The organism is Lysinibacillus sp. NPDC047702 (assembly GCF_050272555.1).
In the GTDB taxonomy this organism is placed as follows: domain Bacteria; phylum Bacillota; class Bacilli; order Bacillales_A; family Planococcaceae; genus Lysinibacillus.
The window spans coordinates 56,212-74,175 of record NZ_JBNNMG010000010.1; the positions used below are offsets into that span (position 1 = coordinate 56,212).

Annotated in this window: 19 protein-coding genes; 1 reads left to right on the forward strand and 18 read right to left on the reverse strand. The window is 36.5% G+C overall.

What is annotated here, in order from left to right; translation table 11 throughout:
- Positions 1 to 173: 173 nt before the first annotated feature.
- Positions 174 to 1,223: an Ig-like domain-containing protein gene (locus tag ACQKIM_RS07615; RefSeq protein WP_427541431.1), complete on the forward strand. Its 1,050-nt coding sequence runs from the start codon at positions 174 to 176 to the stop codon at positions 1,221 to 1,223.
- A 72-nt stretch (positions 1,224 to 1,295) separates the two neighbouring features.
- Here ACQKIM_RS07615 and ACQKIM_RS07620 read toward each other — a convergent pair whose 3' ends face one another.
- The 18 genes from ACQKIM_RS07620 to ACQKIM_RS07705 all read right to left on the reverse strand — a co-directional run bounded on the left by ACQKIM_RS07620 (position 1,296) and on the right by ACQKIM_RS07705 (position 17,612).
- Positions 1,296 to 1,619 (reverse strand): hypothetical protein, encoded by a 324-nt coding sequence (locus ACQKIM_RS07620; protein ID WP_427541434.1) that lies wholly within the window; start codon positions 1,617 to 1,619, stop codon positions 1,296 to 1,298.
- A gap of 410 nt (positions 1,620 to 2,029) precedes the next feature.
- Positions 2,030 to 2,707 carry a M15 family metallopeptidase gene (locus tag ACQKIM_RS07625; RefSeq protein ID WP_427541437.1) on the reverse strand — a complete coding sequence of 226 codons (678 nt, stop codon included), beginning with the start codon at positions 2,705 to 2,707 and terminating at the stop codon, positions 2,030 to 2,032.
- On the reverse strand, positions 2,704 to 2,964 hold the full coding sequence (locus tag ACQKIM_RS07630) for a phage holin (protein WP_427541440.1): 261 nt from the start codon (positions 2,962 to 2,964) through the stop codon (positions 2,704 to 2,706). Before ACQKIM_RS07630 ends, ACQKIM_RS07625 begins: the two co-directional genes overlap by 4 nt.
- Positions 2,954 to 3,253 (reverse strand): hypothetical protein, encoded by a 300-nt coding sequence (locus tag ACQKIM_RS07635; protein WP_427541443.1) that lies wholly within the window; start codon positions 3,251 to 3,253, stop codon positions 2,954 to 2,956. The genes ACQKIM_RS07630 and ACQKIM_RS07635 overlap by 11 nt, the downstream gene beginning before the upstream one ends.
- A gap of 105 nt (positions 3,254 to 3,358) precedes the next feature.
- Complete coding sequence (locus tag ACQKIM_RS07640; protein WP_427541446.1) at positions 3,359 to 3,580, reverse strand: hypothetical protein; 222 nt, start codon at positions 3,578 to 3,580, stop codon at positions 3,359 to 3,361.
- A 68-nt stretch (positions 3,581 to 3,648) separates the two neighbouring features.
- On the reverse strand, positions 3,649 to 3,903 hold the full coding sequence (locus tag ACQKIM_RS07645; protein WP_427541449.1) for a hypothetical protein: 255 nt from the start codon (positions 3,901 to 3,903) through the stop codon (positions 3,649 to 3,651).
- A 71-nt stretch (positions 3,904 to 3,974) separates the two neighbouring features.
- A complete protein-coding gene (locus ACQKIM_RS07650) occupies positions 3,975 to 4,367 on the reverse strand; it encodes a hypothetical protein (RefSeq protein WP_427541452.1) in 393 nt (130 codons plus the stop codon).
- Between the two features lie 14 nt (positions 4,368 to 4,381).
- Entirely contained in the window at positions 4,382 to 6,256 is a 1,875-nt protein-coding gene (locus ACQKIM_RS07655) for a phage tail spike protein (RefSeq protein ID WP_427541454.1), read from the reverse strand.
- 119 nt (positions 6,257 to 6,375) lie between these two features.
- Positions 6,376 to 6,651, reverse strand: a complete 276-nt coding sequence (locus ACQKIM_RS07660) for a hypothetical protein (protein WP_427541457.1) — start codon at positions 6,649 to 6,651, stop codon at positions 6,376 to 6,378.
- A gap of 116 nt (positions 6,652 to 6,767) precedes the next feature.
- Positions 6,768 to 7,346, reverse strand: a complete 579-nt coding sequence (locus ACQKIM_RS07665; protein WP_427541460.1) for a hypothetical protein — start codon at positions 7,344 to 7,346, stop codon at positions 6,768 to 6,770.
- Between the two features lie 92 nt (positions 7,347 to 7,438).
- On the reverse strand, positions 7,439 to 7,597 hold the full coding sequence (locus ACQKIM_RS07670; protein WP_427541463.1) for a hypothetical protein: 159 nt from the start codon (positions 7,595 to 7,597) through the stop codon (positions 7,439 to 7,441).
- On the reverse strand, positions 7,597 to 7,893 hold the full coding sequence (locus ACQKIM_RS07675) for a hypothetical protein (protein ID WP_427541466.1): 297 nt from the start codon (positions 7,891 to 7,893) through the stop codon (positions 7,597 to 7,599). Before ACQKIM_RS07675 ends, ACQKIM_RS07670 begins: the two co-directional genes overlap by 1 nt.
- An 18-nt stretch (positions 7,894 to 7,911) precedes the next feature.
- Positions 7,912 to 10,203, reverse strand: coding sequence for a hypothetical protein (locus ACQKIM_RS07680; protein ID WP_427541469.1), 2,292 nt, complete (start codon positions 10,201 to 10,203; stop codon positions 7,912 to 7,914).
- Positions 10,204 to 10,218: 15 nt separating this feature from the next.
- Positions 10,219 to 11,115, reverse strand: a complete 897-nt coding sequence (locus tag ACQKIM_RS07685) for a phage tail domain-containing protein (RefSeq protein ID WP_427541471.1) — start codon at positions 11,113 to 11,115, stop codon at positions 10,219 to 10,221.
- A 7-nt stretch (positions 11,116 to 11,122) separates the two neighbouring features.
- Positions 11,123 to 15,487: a hypothetical protein gene (locus ACQKIM_RS07690; protein ID WP_427541474.1), complete on the reverse strand. Its 4,365-nt coding sequence runs from the start codon at positions 15,485 to 15,487 to the stop codon at positions 11,123 to 11,125.
- Between the two features lie 369 nt (positions 15,488 to 15,856).
- Entirely contained in the window at positions 15,857 to 16,360 is a 504-nt protein-coding gene (locus tag ACQKIM_RS07695) for a tail assembly chaperone (RefSeq protein ID WP_427541477.1), read from the reverse strand.
- Positions 16,361 to 16,426: 66 nt separating this feature from the next.
- Positions 16,427 to 17,179 carry a phage major tail protein, TP901-1 family gene (locus tag ACQKIM_RS07700; protein ID WP_427541480.1) on the reverse strand — a complete coding sequence of 251 codons (753 nt, stop codon included), beginning with the start codon at positions 17,177 to 17,179 and terminating at the stop codon, positions 16,427 to 16,429.
- A gap of 13 nt (positions 17,180 to 17,192) precedes the next feature.
- A complete protein-coding gene (locus tag ACQKIM_RS07705) occupies positions 17,193 to 17,612 on the reverse strand; it encodes a DUF3168 domain-containing protein (RefSeq protein WP_427541483.1) in 420 nt (139 codons plus the stop codon).
- Positions 17,613 to 17,964 lie beyond the last annotated feature (352 nt).

Below are 17,964 nucleotides of genomic sequence, written 5' to 3' on the forward strand. Positions count from 1 at the left end.
TCAAAACATGAGCCTCATTTCGTTTTAGAGAATGGATGTAAATTTTTAGTAAACATATAACTAATAAAGTTGTCTGTTTTTTACTATGGTAAATAAGCACATGAATGGTTAAAGTTGTTTTTGGAGGTTATTAAAAGAAATAACCTTAGACAACTTTAAAGGAGGATACATAAGTGGTTAAGTTTTTTAAAAATGGTTTTCTTTATTTAGCATTAATAATGCTAACGCTAGTAAGTTTTAATATTGAAAGTGCACAAGCTGCAGAAGCTGTGGATTATGAAGAAGGGGTAACTAATTTAAATAATACTCCTGAAAATAGTGCTGTAGTAGGAAGTCAACTATTGAAACCTGAAATCGGTTGGAAAAGATATGATACAAAAACATCAGAAAAAAAATTTATAGCAAGTCCTAATCCCGCTGAGGAATTTAATGCTCCTGGGTTTTATAACGTTACAACAAGATTCTATCATGATACTGTAACTTTTAATTTTCATGGATCTAAATTTAGATTACTAGCAACGTATTATTATACAAGAAGTACTAGTATAGAAGTAAGCATTGATGGGAAAGTAGTAGATAATTTCTCTGAAAATATTAGCGACCTAAACCTTAATATGACTCAGAGGTTAGTATACGAAAAAGATAATTTACCCCTTGGAACACACATTGTTACGATAAAAAATATAGATACACCTCGTTACTTTGAACTTGATGCAATTGACATCGATGGTCAATTATTAGCTCCAGGTGAAGTTCCTAATGTTCAATCCATCACATTAGACAAAAATAATTTAGAACTATTAGAAGGAAGTCAAGATAAAATAACTGCCACAGTTACTCCAGATACAGCTAAAGTAATTTGGACAAGTAGTGATGAATCAATTGCTATTGTAGATCAGAATGGTAACGTAACTGCTATCCGAGAAGGTCAAGCAATCATTACAGCAACAATAGAAAACACAGATATTTCAGCTACTAGCACAGTAATTGTTAAGAAACCGATTAGTGAATCACCAAATGCTATTCTAAGTATCACTTTGGTGAACGGTATAACAAAAGAATATGATGTAACGAATGCAGTTTTAAACAATTACTTAAATTGGTTTGATAGTGCACAAGGTACTTCTACTTTCAAATTCTCAAAAACAATTTCACCTTATAAAAAGGTTACTGAATATGTCGTACACAATAAAATTGCTTCATTTGAAGTAAGAGAATATTAAACAAAAAAAGACCAGGCGCTCAAAAATAAATTGAGTACCTGGCTTTTTTTGTTAGAAATTATTTAGTGAATCTTATTGAACTGTAATTACATACATAAGATATTTCCCGGTTTCGGCACCAGATTTATCGTAATAATAAACAACAGCTTCACCGCGCTTCAACGCTTTAATAGTATTAAAACTAGTTATGCTAACTACACCTGCACCTGATTTTATTTCAAGTTTTGTAGCACCACGTATAGCCTCCGAATTTACTCTCATCCCATAACTAACAACATTACTACACAAGTCATCACTTTTACAAACATCTTGCCAATAAGTAGATGCAGATGCTTGCTCTGTTGAGGATACTGAAACAAATGCCAGTGTGGAGATGGCAAGGGCGAATGATAACATTATTTTTCTCATTTTTTTCATGATTAACTTCCTTTCTGTATATGAAATTAATATAAATTGCTATAGCAAATAAATGTCCTCGAGTTAATATTATCCTAACGTGACAACAAGTATGTTTCAATTGAATTTTCACGCCAATATTTGACGTTATAATCGCCATTTATTGGCGGTATTTAGTTAAATATTTATAAATCACGCCAAATCACGCCAAGCGTACCGCCATTTTTTGGCGCTATTATAACGTAAGTATTATTTTGGATGAACTTTCCACTGAAACACTTGAAATTTTTATTTAATTCTGTTCTTATACTTAAATAATTTTTTCACTAAACTGCCGCATTTATTATTATGATTTCAATAATAAATGACCAGCTTGGCTAAAAAATAACTTTGCTGGTCCTCTTTTTCCCCTACTTACCTCTACGCTGTTGAATAGTAATGTACAGACCAATTAATCGATCAGTGGGCATTATACCATTCTGTAAATCCTTTAAATGCGATTCCTGAACGATGCCGTCTTTAACCGCCTGTGCAATAAAATTCTCTGTTTCAGTTTTCATAGCTGGTGAACCAGGGTTCCATGTTTGAGTCACTTTGATTTCCTCCTTTTTATCCTCTACGATTAGTTGTACTTGCATTTTGCTGTTACTTGGAATATTTAATTGCCCTTCTAATTTATAACCTGCTGGTATCTTCCAATTTGACTTAACCTCAAAATGAGGGCGATCAACAACCCCAGCCTTTACCCAAGATGGTTGACCACCCCACGTTATACCTAGACGAATTGCGATAGCTCCAACTTTATTTAGTGTTGCTGCATCATACAAAGATTGTGGAGGACCAACAGCAATATCCCAAGCTAGGCGTGATTTGTGATTGCTGGCTAAAGTCCATGTAACAATTTGCCCTGGTCTAGTACGACCCTGAGCATAAAGGTAATTTTGGCGTTCTTGGCTGCGGTACGTTTCAGTAATGAAGATATTCTTAATGCCTGCTTTAAAACACTCCTGGAACAAAAGTCGGCAAGCTGTTTGTGCTGCAGGTAATAATTCACCTAAATCTCGGCATGTTGTTGTTACACTTGTCATTTCACATCATCCTTTGGTTTGTCGTATTTTAATGCCTGAGAGCTGTCATTAGTGCCTTCCGTTGTAGGGTCAACCACTACTCCGATAAGCACTAAAAAAGCGAGCACAGTGTTAAATAACTCTGTTACTCGCTCATTATAGATTGTTGTGTCATAGCCGAATAATGTACCAATTTGTTGTACTAGTAAAAGAAATAATGCAAAGGCAGCCACCAAAAATGGTTTGTGTTTCAAACGCACTTTCCAGTTAATTTTCATATACTTTCTCCCCCAATTCATCAATTCGTTTATGTGCTTGTTTGCTCGACTCTTCTACACGTGTAACACGTTCTGACAAGTCCATACGAGCTTTCTGCTCAACCTTCATATCCACTCGAATGTTTTCAACACCATTATTAATAGCATCTAATTTAGTACTGATAACAGCCGATTCTGCTGCACTTTGTTGGACATCTTTATCACGATTTTTCAAAAATGCAAGATACGTAAAAAGCATTCCAAATAAAGCACTTAACACACCTACTATTGCTGTTAATTCCATATTCATAACAACACTTCCTCTCAATAATAAAGACCCTCCACAATTGATTATTTGGAAGGCAAATTCCCAAACGCTTGGGAATATAAAAAGCACCCTCAACTGAGAGTGCCTTCATGATTTACTTTGTACAGGCTCTTTACCAACATACAAAAATGATTTTACTTCTCGTCCTGTTTCAACTAAAATTTCATTTGCTAATTTACTAGCAATTACATCCGGATTAACATAATTCAAATTCCTACTAGTCTTTGGTGAAATGTACGTTGCTGACTTTTCTTCGCCATTTTCTGTGTAAATGTAACCGCACTTTAGATGAACCATAACATCATACATAAACATTCCCTCCTTTTTATCATCATTCGACAAATGAAAGAAATGCCCTTTAACAATTTTTTGACTAACTACAAATGATACTTAATCTTCAATGTTGCCCCTTTATCTTTTGGAGGTTTCTCTAATATCTCATCTTGGTCGCCCATTGCTTTATACATCGCATCACAACACATTGGCATTCGATGATTTGGGCCAGGATAACCGCCTACTAATTTATGAACTTCTTTTGAAGTAATAACTAGCTCAGTTAAATTATTTTGCCTACCTATCTGCTTCAATAATTCAACACTATTAAAAAATGTTTCTGTTGTTAAATTGTTCATACACTAAACCTCTCTTTTTATTTCCAGTGTAAGGAAATAAACTGTTTGAGGCAATAAAAATAACGCTAAGCCTATGCTTGTGTTTCAGTTTCTTCCTCCGTATTTTGCTCTTCATCGACTTCTGCGTATTGATACACAGCCCGATTGATTAAAATTTCATCGTTGACCATGACAAATGCTTTTTTATTAATATCACTAGTTAACGATTCTAACAGTTTATCCGTATCCATTGTATTAGTGAATAGTGGCGTCTCACCTATTTTTATTGTGACATTTCTATCTTCCGTTTTAATAAGAGCCTCTATCTTTACAATTGCTGAAACTAAATGCTTCGCCATGCTTTTCTTTCCTATCTTAGCAGCAATCGTATTATTGGAGTTGAAGATTGTTGTAACAGCATTTAAATTTACACTAGTAGTTGCTACCTTTTCACCATTCATCATGATAATTACGTATTTATCCATCTTTATCATTCTCCTTATTTTTTCAATTCTAAATAGCCAATTTCTCCACTATATGAACGTACATACAATCGCCCTCCTGCTCCTGCTTGGGAACCATTCCATACTAGATTCATGCCGACAACAGAAGAAGTTACAGCAGAATTGTTTTCTATCCACAGGGGACCATGCGAGATTTTAACACCACTCATAGCAGCTAAGGTAATCATATCGCCTTGAGCTTTTATTTGCATTGCCCCGTACTCTCCACCAAAATTAATATTATAATTACCTGTCCAGACTTCACCTATATTGAGCGTTTGCCCGACGGTTATGTTTTTACTAACGTTAATATTTGTAGCTCCACTTATGTCACCACTGACTATTACGGCACCATTAAGGTTTATCTTTTGGGCATCGATCGTTACAGAATACGGATCCTGGTTAATCTTACTTATGATAGTTGATCCGTTATAATCTGTGTAAGACACCTTTTGTGTGATTTGGTTACTCATCTGCGTAATGCTTGACTGAGCACTACTCATTTGCGTATTTAATCCATTTATAGATGTTTGATGACTCGTAACCGTAGATTGAATGCTACTAGCTGTGATAGACAAGTTCGATACATCTTGGCGCACATTATAAATATTGTTATTAATCGATGTGACTTCTGAGCTTACTTCTGCCCTTATCTGAGAAGCTGTTTGTGAAATAGAAGAATTAAAACGTGCTTCCATACTCCCCATATTATTGTTGATGGTCGTTACATGTTGCGTCATCTCAGTTTTTAACTCACGCGCGGTCAAACTAATCATGGCTGTATATTCGGTCGTAATATTCCGTTCTAAATCCGTGACAGTTTCAGATAATTCAAGCTTATACTCTTTTCGGATTACCTCCGTTGTTTTTTCTGCAGTCTTTTCAATATTGTCATTTACAGTAGATTCTGTATCTTTTATCTGATCCTGAAGGATCTCCTCTGCAGTTTTAAAGACATAGTTTCCTACAGTTACACTCGTAGCTACTAAATCCTCACCGTCCCACTCTTCACGTATTTTCAGGATATTTGTGACGATGGACAGTTCATTCATCGGCTCATAGATTGTGTGAATGGTTTCACCCAGCTCGTAAGACTCTCCCAACTCAGCAATGTCTAAATCGTAAGATATTTCAATGTCTCGAAACTTGTCCTTTGCACGCTTATAGGCGGCATCCGAAGTCTTGATACGTTCATCATTGATAATGTCACCGTAGATTGGTCGATCATAGTTACTAGCTGTTGGAGAAACAAACGTTTCAGACTGTTTTAACTCCTCATCAAAATTAACAATTAAATGTGTCACAATATCGGTAGAAGTTGAATCCTTAGTTATATTTCGTAGATTATAAGCGTAACGGAATTGTCGGCCGTAATCTGTACTCAATGATTTTTTTATGTTCAGGATCTTACCTGGTAATATCTCAAATTGCCCACGTAACTTATTACAAAGATCAAGAAGCAACTTCCATACATTGTTTCGTCCCCAGTCTACTAAATCTACAGAGGCATCAACACCAGCACTATCAAAATGAGCTGTCCATCCAGTGCCTTTAAGCAGCATGCTAAACAGCTCAGCTGGTGTATAGGAGCCTTTAAGCTTTTGATTAAACGGTACGCCAACCAAGTCTGTAACAGTGTGAAGAGCACTGATATTTTTATATGGTGTCTTTTCGCTTACCTTTTTAATGCGGTACTCATGCCCTTTTATTTTTATAATGGATTCTTCCTGCAGGTATGGATACGCTGGATTGTTCTCCCGATTTACTACGATCATATTCAACTCATGAGCTGCGTTTAATTCCAAATCTCTACGCATAGCTTGTATGTGATTGATTGGGTATTCAGTGCCTTGATGTAGCACACTAAACATGGTCTCACCTCCCTTTTGGTAAAAAAGAAAAAGCATCCTCATAAGAGAACACTTTAATAATGTTTACTGTTAAATTTATTATTGCTTATTTAGAAAAGTTTTTTTACAACACTTGGTATTTATTTTAATAAGTCTTTTAACAAGTATTCAAAATCTAAGAAACCTTTTTCATCTATTCTTGGAACAGCGTGATTTTGTAGATACTCCCAATCAAAACTAATCGTTTCTAGATCATTTGAATTGGCAATTTCTTTTGAATTCTCTCGAAGTAAGATTCTATACTTATATGGCCACATTCCGGTTTTATGTTCTTGCATAATGAAATAAGTATCTTGTCTAATATTTTCCCAAAAATTTAATCCGCCTAAAGTAGATACTGGTTTTCTAAATGGCATAAAAATCACTCCTGAACTAGTATATAACCACTTTAGCCCAGATTTATGGAATTATCTACAATAAAAATACGCCACTCAATGTGAGCAGCATTTATTGAACAATATGGAACTAATATTTAAATTTGTACTTCATATTCAATTAAATCCTCTTTAAATCGTTCTTCGAATTCCTCAATCATTTCTTCTTTTGAAGGAAAATAAATGACTAGTTCATCACAACTACCTAAATCTATCCATGTTATTTTTTGATTTTCCGCATCCCAAAAAATATGTTCCAACTTAAAATCAGGATCGTCCCTTTTTCTAGTCAACATTTCTGTATAAGCATCTAATACTTGCTCTTTTATTATCTGTAATTCTTCCTTAGAGATTTGCTTAAGTATTAATAAATCATGTAAGGAAACCCCTTTTGCTTTTTCCATAATTAAATATTTTTGTTCTCTAAAAGCATATAGTTTTGGGAAATATTTAATCCCCGCAAGATCTATTAAGGCATTAATATCTGAATCTCTTATCCCTTTGTCTTTAATCATTTTAAAAATGACATCTTTCTTTTCGAGTTCAAATATTACAAACCTATTTTCTTCAGTATTACACCTTTTCCATTTATTAAAATCTAAGCCTTTATCTTCAATTGTTGATAAAGCTATTTTTGTTTCTGAGTCTAGTTCTTCAAAATAAACAGTTTTATTCAACATAAGCCCTCCTTTTGTGGTTACAATTCGACAAAAGGAAAGGTTTTCCTCCTTTGTTAGACAGTAAAAATAACGTTAGTCATTGACTGCGATTACACACCTTCGGTAGCTGTTAAAATATAATCCTCTATGGCTTGTTTGTAATCCTGATTAGTGATGTCATCAATAACATAAGTTTTGTTTGTTTTTGGATTAAGCCCATTTGTCATTATGCGCTCTGCTGCAATACGGACAACGATTTGATTGACCATTATAATATCCCTCCAATTTCATTTTCTGCTTGTAGTAAAATAATATCTTCTTTTAGTTTGATATTTTCTAATTCCACTGGTGATAAATCTCTTTCGTATTCCTTAATTACTAGATTGCCCTTTTCATCAATTCGCTGCACATAACATTTAGTATAATCAATGGTGCCAAAAGGTATGTCAATGTAAGCGAGTTCTATTTCTGATTCATGAGGAACGATATCTCCCTTGCCTTCTCCAGATTGATGAATAATCGTTCCAGTCATCTTGTTGTAAACTATACGATTGTCTAATATCATAGATATGTTCCTTTCTTTTTATGCTAAATCTCCAAATAAGATAAGCTTCATATTTCTAGCAGGATGGGTTATATTTGTAGGATTTCTTATTGTGACACTAACACTATAACCTGTTGCTCCAACAGCATTAATAGACATTGCTCTAATATAAGAGAAGCCAATAATATCTCCACTTAGTATTGGTGTGACGATACCGTTATGGAAATGAGCGCCTGCCATCGGTGCATTTGAATATTTTGGTAGAAAATATACTGCTGATGTTGTTACAGTTGTCTCTTGATTAGATAAAATTTGTGGTATAGAAAGTGTCATTTCTGCACTTTTAACGCCTGTAGGTATAGCTCTAATATTAGCAGCCATTTGAGCACCTGTAGCTGTCGGACTTGTAGGTACACCTTTGTCAGTGATTGCCGCAGCTACATTTGTTTTAACATCACTGACAGATTGAAAAAGGTCTAAAATGCCTAAACCTTGGTATTCTGTTATTGTCCATGTACCCCATGCATTTACCCCATTTGCCAAACGCATAAGTGTTACTGCTCCTGTTCGTATATACTGATATGGAGTAACACTTATGTCATTCCATGGTGTAGTTGTCTCTAAAACTCCATACAATCCAAATTCACTTAAACTAAAATTTGCTAACTCAACAAATTCTGTAATTGTACCTTTAGAGCTAGTATTAATATAATCAACTGGTTTTTTCAGATGTGCAGGATTGGTATTGCGATTATCAACAATTGAAACAAACTCTTTTCTATTCCACAGATTTTTTTCTGCACTAGAAGGAATATTACTAGTTTGTGGTGTCCACGGATAACCTGACCAAGATGTACCTAAGTCCTCAAAATAGATATAAGAGTCACTTAATGCGTTAAATATTAGCGTATCATTCCTATTGCTCATTAATTCTACTTTAATAGTTAAACTATTCTTAGCATTAGGTTTCCTGACAACAGGTATTGTAAATAGAGAGTTACTAAAATTAAAATCAGGGAAATAAAAGTCATTCGTAACTTTACTATCTGCTTTTAATATTGTTCTTGAATTTGTACCTAATGTGCCATTAGCACGTTTAAAGCATGAGTTAATATACTCAAACAAGCCAAATGCATCAGTATGGTTATAGTCGCTTATAATACTAACTTTTACACTTCCTGAAAAAACACCTATTGGTATAAAAATAGAAACCATTTCAAAATTACTGCTTGGTGCTTGCCAATCGGTGTATTCTACGTGATATGTTCTTGTAGCAGTATATTGCCCTAAGTTAGTAATACCAGTATCATTATAAACACCTTTTTGCCATGAATTATCAACTTTAGGTTTCATTTGGTCCAATTGTGCAGTAATTTCTGTCAAATCTGCATCTTGTCCAGGTGGTCCAGCTGGGCCGTCTGGTCCTGGAGGACCTTGTGCACCTTTTAGCGATTCAATCCACTCTTCCATCGTTCCTTCAAAGCCATTTTCTACAGCTATATCATAGGCATCTTTCCCAGGTGGACCTTGGATTGGACCTACATTATCCCAAATTCCCAAGTTATCTTTCCAAACATACATATCACCATTGATCATATATGCATCGCCAGGTGAACCAATTGGTGGTAGTTCGTCTTCGCTATCCAGACTAGTAATAATATTTACCCCTGTGCCATCTTTACCAGGTAATCCACGCGGTCCTTCAGCTCCCTGCGCCCCTTTATCAGCAAATAAAGTCCATACACTTTGATTTGTAACAGGTGTATTAATATTTTCCTGTAAGGCAATATACGTGCGCCCGTCTAGACCCACAAGATTATTCTTAAAGTATTGAGTTGTTGATGACCAAGCACCTCTGGAACCAAAATTATCAATAAGTGACTGCATAGTGTCGATAGCTACTTGTGCATCCTGTGTTGCTTGGATAGCAGCATTTTTAGCGTTAGTTGCATCTTCCGTAGCTGTTTCTGCATTACTGATAGCTTGAGTTACCTCTATTAGTCTTGCAGCAACTGTATCAAGGGCTGTTTGTAATGCTGCATTATTAGCTGCAATTGCATCTTGTGTTGCTGTATTGTTAGCTTCAATCGCTTGTTTCACAGTTGTATCAACTAAAACTATATATTTTTGTACATCTGTTTCAGCATTCTCTATCGCTTGTTCAAGCCGTGCGATTAGTTCACCAACTTCTCGGCCACCTGCCAAAGCCTTAATCTGCAACTGTACGTGTTCAAAGTAAGCCATGATACGTGCCCAGTTTTCATTAATTCTGTCACGACCTTCGCGATTGATTGGAGATAACGTTTCTTGTAAAGGGTACTTCTGTGACACCTTTAATCGCCTCCTTTACTTAAAATAAAAAGGGAAATCAAAACTGATCGATGCGACGGTACCGCCACTAATCACAAATTGATTTACCCCACGTTTAAGTGATATTAATTTTTTATTGGTTTGACCTGTAACATGCTGACCGTTTTTTAAGTAACTCACACCATCTATGATCATTGTGTCGTTGGCTGTAAGTGAGCCATTAAACGTAAAGGCATCACCTGTCGATTGATTAATGATGTTTAAACCACTTGGAAAATTACCACGTATAGTAATTCGTAAAGGCATATACCTTGGATTGATAGTTACTTGACCATGATTTTTTACAGTAAAATTGTTACTTGCAAAAGTAAATTGTGGTGTTGCTTCATCCCAATCAAAACCTAGCCCCCATGCAATTTGTTCTAAATCCCACTCTTTACCTAATAGCTGGAGTGAGGTGAATGGTGTCTCACCATAAGGCAAATCACTTGTTTCAAACTCAATCACTCGCTTGCCACGTAAGCCATTCCACTCAACAGCATCATTGTTTATACGCTCTACCTTCCAGCGTTTATACATGTGAGATGTCCACTCCACGTTATCCAAAGCACGTACAAATGAAGAGTCACCAGGTAGCTCAAATTTATAGCTGCCAGTCATTAGTTGCTGATAGATATAAAACTCCTCATCACCATCTAAGATATCAGCCAACTTATCAGTTAATAGTTCAGTGTCAGTAACGTTTTTGGCTTGTAGTAACAAAGTCAATTGCAACTTTCGCACACCGTGGTACCGTTCCGTTCGATTACGTCCTGGTCTACCTTTTATGTTTTCTGAGTTGTACATGATATCGATTGGCGCTACTTTTAGGACAGGGACGCCATATTTTGTTAAATCATGACGTATCCCATCCATTGTTTCTAAAATAGCCATTATGGCGTCACCCTTTCTTGAATGTTTTTAATTTAAGATTAGTTGCACTTCGCTGATCTAACCATGACTCCACGTTTTCACCATTCCACTCTTGATGGATATTTACATTCACTGGTTGTTGCTCATCGTCGATATCATCAGCTACATTTAACAAACGATTAGCATTTCCAGATAATGCACCAGACAAAGCATTGACAGCTATAGAACTTTGATAACTGCCATCATTTGTTAATAAATTAGTTAAGGTTCCAGAAATAGAATTGGCAATACCTTTCACAGTAGTTTGCAGATTCCCTTTCATCGACTTCATGCCATCCATTAACCCTTGGATAGCTGCTGCACCGATTTCAGGCAAGGTTGCTGTCATTACATTAAATTCATCTTCAGCACCATTTACCATCTCATTCACTTCTGATATAAACGTCTCAGATAGTGCTTGAAGCTCTTTCTCAGCATTGATATGCAATTGAGCAATCTCATCTTCCATCTTTTTACGAGCCCCAGCAAGTTCGGTAGTTGCCTGTTTGTTTGCGAGCTCAGTTTTTGTTTTCCACAACATTTGATACTCATCTAACTCAGATGCAGTCATCTGTGTAAGTGCCTTAATTTCAGCGCCTGATTTAGCTCCTAATGATTGCAATTCTGTTAAAAGATCCTTATCAATACCTTTTGCTTCAAGAACAAATAAGTCATTCATCCAGCCTCGTAAAGCATTGACTTGACCACGCATATTCTCGAGTAAATTTATTTGATCTTTAATAGTTCCATCTTCGTTATAGGTCACCATTTCCGTCAGATTTACTTTATCAAATAAGCCCCAAGTATTCTTGATAGCCTCTACACGACTGTTGTACGTTTGCTCATATTCATCACGTAAAGCTTTTTCATCATCGATAAGCTTCTGATTGATGTCTCTCATTTTCGAATAGTAATCATCAGCAAGTGACTTAATATTGTTATACAAACTCAGCTTCTTATCGTAGATCATTTCTTCATAAGCAATCTGCTCTGCAGAACCAACCTCATAGCTTTTCATGTAATCCTCGTAGGCTAGTAGCTGTTCTTTTAGTGACATCTTCCCGTATTTTACTAAGGCATCTATCATATTTGTCTCAGCATTAAACTGATCTCGCATGGCAGTTTTATGTGCAGTCTTATATTTGTTGAGAGCCTTAATTTTTTCGTCTGTGCCATCCTTGAAGGCTGTTGATGCGTATTTCCAGTAAGCTGCTTCTTCTGCAGCACTCAAGTCATACAATTCTTTTTGCAAGTCTATATATTCTTGAAGTGACTGTAGTTTATCAGCATTGACAGAATCATTGACCTTCTTGGTTTCTTCTGCAAGCCTCCGTTGGATTTCAAGTATTTGGTTATTTGCATCACGTTGAAGCTTAGTGATTTCAGCATTGCTAGCTTTAACTGTTTTAGTTTTCTCTTTAGTAGATTTGCTATTAATACCTTTAATGTCTTTAGCGAGTTTATCCTGAATTTGATAAATCTCTTTAGAGGCATTACGATTTAATTCTTTAATTTCACTATTATTTTCAGAAATGGCACGACTAACGGCTTTTTGAGCACCTTCAATCTGTGCCTGTGACGCTTTTATTTCTCGAGAAAAGTCAGGGAATGTAGCTTGTGCCATCTCTTTTGATGCAGTTCGCACAACATTGATGTTATCGATGATGCCTTTAGCAATACCTGCTGGAATCCACTTAGCAATTGCCGCCATTACTCGAGAAGGAGAATGGATGCCAAGTGCATCTTTTACCCATTGAGGAATTTTATCTGTGAGCTTACCTAGCGCTTTAGCTACTGACTCAAACATAGAAGTGATACCTTCAATTAAACCGTTAATGATATCTACGCCTATTTGCCAAACCTTATCTATTATGCTGCCGAATGTCTCAACAATAGTTGTACCAATTGACTTAGCTGTTTCAACAATTGTATCCCATGCAGCTTCCCAATCACCTTGCAAGAGAGACATACCTGTAGACACAATACCTAATACTAAATCAATCGCTATTTGTATAATTCCTTTTATCAAGTCCCATGCAGCACTAAATATTTTTGTGATTACGTTCCAAGTTGTTTTAATTACTATACCAACGAGCTTCAAGTTATTTGCGATAAAGCTATAAATGAATTCAAATGTTGTTTTAACAATTGAAGAAATGGACTCACCATGTTGTTCCCAAAACTGTTCAAATTTCCCCAGTATCTGTTTACCAAATGCTACAACTTCCTCGAGTGCTTTTGAGATAGTATCATATACTGCTTTAAAAGCTTTAGATGTTACTTCTTTTATGGACGTCCAGGCTTTATTAACCAAGTCACGGAACCAATCTACCTTGTTATATGCAAGTACGAGAGCCGAGATAATTAAAGCAATTGCAGCTACTGCTATACCTACAGGTGTAGTAAGCCACGCAAAAACAGCACCTAATTTGGATAAATGCCCCCAAACTTTAGTGACAATATCAGTTACTTTTGTGGCAATCGCAGAGAAGCTAGATAAATGCGGCAAGACACGAACTATAGCAGCAACAAGATTCCCGAAAATCGATACAACAGAAATAATTACTGGTGCTAATGCTGAGATAACGCCCAATACTACCGGGAATAGAGCAACTAATTTAGCTGCAGTTTGATTTGTCTGTAATAAATTATTAAACCATTCTAAGAATGAGTTGGCGACATCTAAAACAATTGCACCAATAGGAGCGAATGCAATCCCTAGATTAATAATTAAGTCCCAAAGGTTGCCTAGCAATGTTAATACAGCTGGTGCTGAAGCTTGAATGAAACTTAAAAATTGTTGGAATTGCTGATTTTCTCCTAGCGTTTCAGCCCACGCTCTAAAACTTTCCATCATGCCTGCAAGACGTGTCATGAAGCTACCACCCATGTCACTAAAAGCTGAGAAGAACGCGATAATCCCCATGGTTAAATCTGCAAATATATCTGAAATAACAGGCATATAGGTTTGTACATAACTAATAAACGATTGGAATTTTTCAGATTGCGTCAGGCCATCTGCCCAAGAAGCAAAGGATTGCATCATACCATTAAAATTTTTGGACCATGCCTCAGCTGCAGGTGCAAGCGCTGCTATCAAACTGCCTAGCCCAGCTATAAGATGACCAATACCTGCAACAAAATTTTCAAAAATTGATGCACCATATTTATTGAATGTATCGAATATCTTTTGAATCGGTTGACTGTTGATTGATTTATCAAAAGCACCCATCAATTTAGCTGCACTTATAGCCACAGATTCAATCATAGGTTGCAGCGATTTTAATATCTTCTGAGCACCTTGCATAGCACTAGTAAATGCTTGTAGCACAGGTTTTTCAGTCGCCTTGACTAGATCATCATAAGTACCTTTGAAAGCATCCCATGAAGCTTTTGCTCGTTGTTGCTCAGCATTTAACTTGGCTGTTTCATCAAATAATTTTTTAATTGTAGGAATGGCCACAGCAGCTAATCCAACAAAACCTAATGCGGCAATACTTAATGCACTAACCAAGATTAATAATTGACCTACTAACACACCAATCATGACACCTAAGGATCCAATTAACCCAACTAGTACTGATAAAAATTGTGATAGTGCAGGTATTAATGAAAGTAATGCTCCACCGATAATTTGACGCCCAGCCTCTGCAAATGCTTGGACCGTATTTGCATACGATTTCATAGCATTTGTATAATCAGCCCAAATCTTAATGACGATGTTCTTCTTCAGCTTTTTGGATTGACTATTAACAATAACAACGCCTCGTAAAAACTCGGTGATATCAGCATGTATGTCAATTGTGACATCTTTAAGTGCTAAAATAGCAAGTTTGACCTCATGGATAGCTGCAATCACTTCTGAAAAGTCTACATCGATTTTGATACTGCCACTTTGACCTGATAAATGAGCTAATAATGATTGTATTTGAGCATAATCCATCATAAAACTGCCAAGAGATATCTCAACATTAACTTTTACACGTTCACGTTCTAGGGCATCGATTTCAGCTCTGATCATTGATAGTTGTGTATAGAATGCATCCATTTCAAGATGTACTTTGATTTTAATGGACTCTTTGTCTAAGTCTTGTGCAAGTGCCTTGGCTCGTAGGATGTCTTGCATAAAGTCGTTGAGTATGGCTTCGATTTCAACAGTTGCTTGAGTTGCATCTAGTTGTTGCAATCTCGCTTGTACCTGCTGCACCTTTGTTATAAATTCATTGATAGAAGCATTAATTTCGACAGACACACCTGTTGCAAGTTCCCTCATCTGACGGTCAACCTCTGCCATTTTTCGTTTAAAATCTTTTATGTCTGCATCTACTTCAGCTTTAAAGCGCTCAACTGGCATACACTCACCACCTTTATGATTTCTGCTCTACAAGTTGCCAATTAAATGTCTTCAACTCTTCTCTCATCTGGTCATATAAAGTAAAGTCTACTTTCATTTGTTGCTCATTTTTTGTGCCAGCAAGTACTTCTTTACGAGCTTTATCAGCATCAAAGTATTTCTTAGGAGGGTTTTCTTTTCGAGATTTTTTCGGTTTAGAAACTACGCCAGCTATCCATGCAGCTTGAATTGCTCGCTCATGATCATCTATCTTTGCTAACTGTGCACCTTGTAAGAAATTGCGATACTCTCTAGGTGTCCAGGAATAGATTAGACCTATATCATAGGTACCTAGAAACCTAGCACAGTTACGCTCAAAATCATCATAGGTTAAGCCGTCTGTTTTTCCTCGAATAGATCGCGACCAGTGATCTCCTTGTACCCCTCGGACATACGTTTCATCATTAGCGCTGTTTTCTGTACTTCTTCCTCGTCCTTCTGCTTCATCTCTTTTACGAGCAGCATATTCTTCTTGAATTTCGTCAACTCGTTTCGAGAAAAAGCCGATTCTTCAATTGCCTCAAACACTTCTGTAAACATAACCGTTGCGTCATCATCAGCATTCATACGCTCATCGATTGCTTCTAAGATCTCATCTTGTGTTGGTGCTTTTTTTGTTTGCAATTTAATCGTTGCTTCCCAAAGATGTACAAGTGCTTCAACATCTTGCTCAATCAGCTGTGGTAGTACCTTCGAGATTCCACCAGACAGTTTATCTTTTTGCGATTCACTGTCTTTTGTTTTTGGTTCCGGAATCACTTTATTTAATAATTTATCAAGCATAATAGAGCATTTTAATGTGTATTCCTTCTCTTTAACTGTTAATGTAGCCATTCTCTATTCCTTCTTTCTTTTTGATTTTGGACATAAGAAAAAGACGAACCTAAGTCCGTCCTTTGATTAAGAAACTGTTACAGACACCGTATCAGTAATTGCAAGATTGTCTTTTGATGTGACTGTAATTGTTGCAGTACCATCTGCTACAGCTGTCACTAATCCATTTGGTGAAACTGTAGCCACATCTTTATTAGATGTTGCATAGGTTACATATTGGTTTGAAGCATCAGCTGGTATAACCTCAACACTTAACTGTTCTTTATCTGTTGGTGTTAGGCTGAGCGTATCAGGTGTCACTGTAATGCCAGTAACCTTTGTTTTATTAACAATGTTACTAGAATCACCAGTAGTATCGCCCGGCAGCTGGAAGCCATATTTCGCAAAATTAATAAGGCCTGGTGGTAAATCCATAAATGTGCCTTCTGCTGATTCAATTTGTACTGTCATTGATGTGCTTAGTTCCTCTAATCCTTCTACTGGGCTAGATGTTTCAAACGAATCCACCACGGCAAAGGCAAACTTAGCATCATGTGTACCTTCATCATTTTTTTCTGTATCCACTTCCCACACCTTTAGCTCCTTACCGTCTTTAATTGCACGATAGATGGCTTTCTGTCCAGCATCACCTTTACGGCCGTACATGGATAATTCCATCGATTCTGTTAAGGTACCAATGGCTGAAATAGAACCCATTTTTGTAGCTTCAGTAGAGTTATCACGCTCTAAACTATGCGAATAATCTGTTTGGAAACCTGGTACTAAACCATCAGCACCCAGAACATTATCGGTAGGTTGTACCAAAATAATTTTAACCATGAATATCACTCCTCTATTTAAATTTTAATAGTTTGTATTTATAAGTAATTACGCCATGTTTCTGTACATTATCGATGTCATCAAAGACACGTGGTTCGCGTGGCGTGACCTGCAGGATTTCATAAGACGGCAATTCTATTTTGTACCTTAAAGCCTCATGAATCGCCTCTATGATTTCATAAACCTTTTCATTACCATACTCACCACTAGTTGCTTGATTGTGGTAGACATGTATAGCAATCGTTTCTTCAGCAATTTCCTCAATCTTTACTTCCTGGTCTATATTTAATAACGGTTCACCAAGGTACACATAAGGAAATGATGTATCTTCAGTCACATGATCGTATACACCGGTCACCAAATTTAAAAGCGCTGCATCATTGGATAACCTTTGATACACCGCCCTTTGTAGCTCTATAAATGGTAGTGCCATATTGTCACTTCCCTAGCTTTCTAAATTCTTTGATGAAGTAATCTGCTGCTTCATCCACAGCTTGTTCCCAAAAGAATTGTGCTCTTTGACCATGGGTTAGGACAAAACGTCCCCACCTTGTATTGAAGTATACCCAAGGGATTTTCTTTGCTCTACTTCCTCCTGGTCCTTGAGCATAGATTCCAGTACCATAGTTCACATATCATTTGTTATTAACCATGAGCTTTTTATCTCATGCTCTGGAAGTCACCTTCATTTGCATCGGTTGGTCTAATCCAACCCAGTTTGGCGTACATTTTCAACCAACAAAAAAGACAACCTATATTGGCTGTTGGGGACTCTTGGGATATTA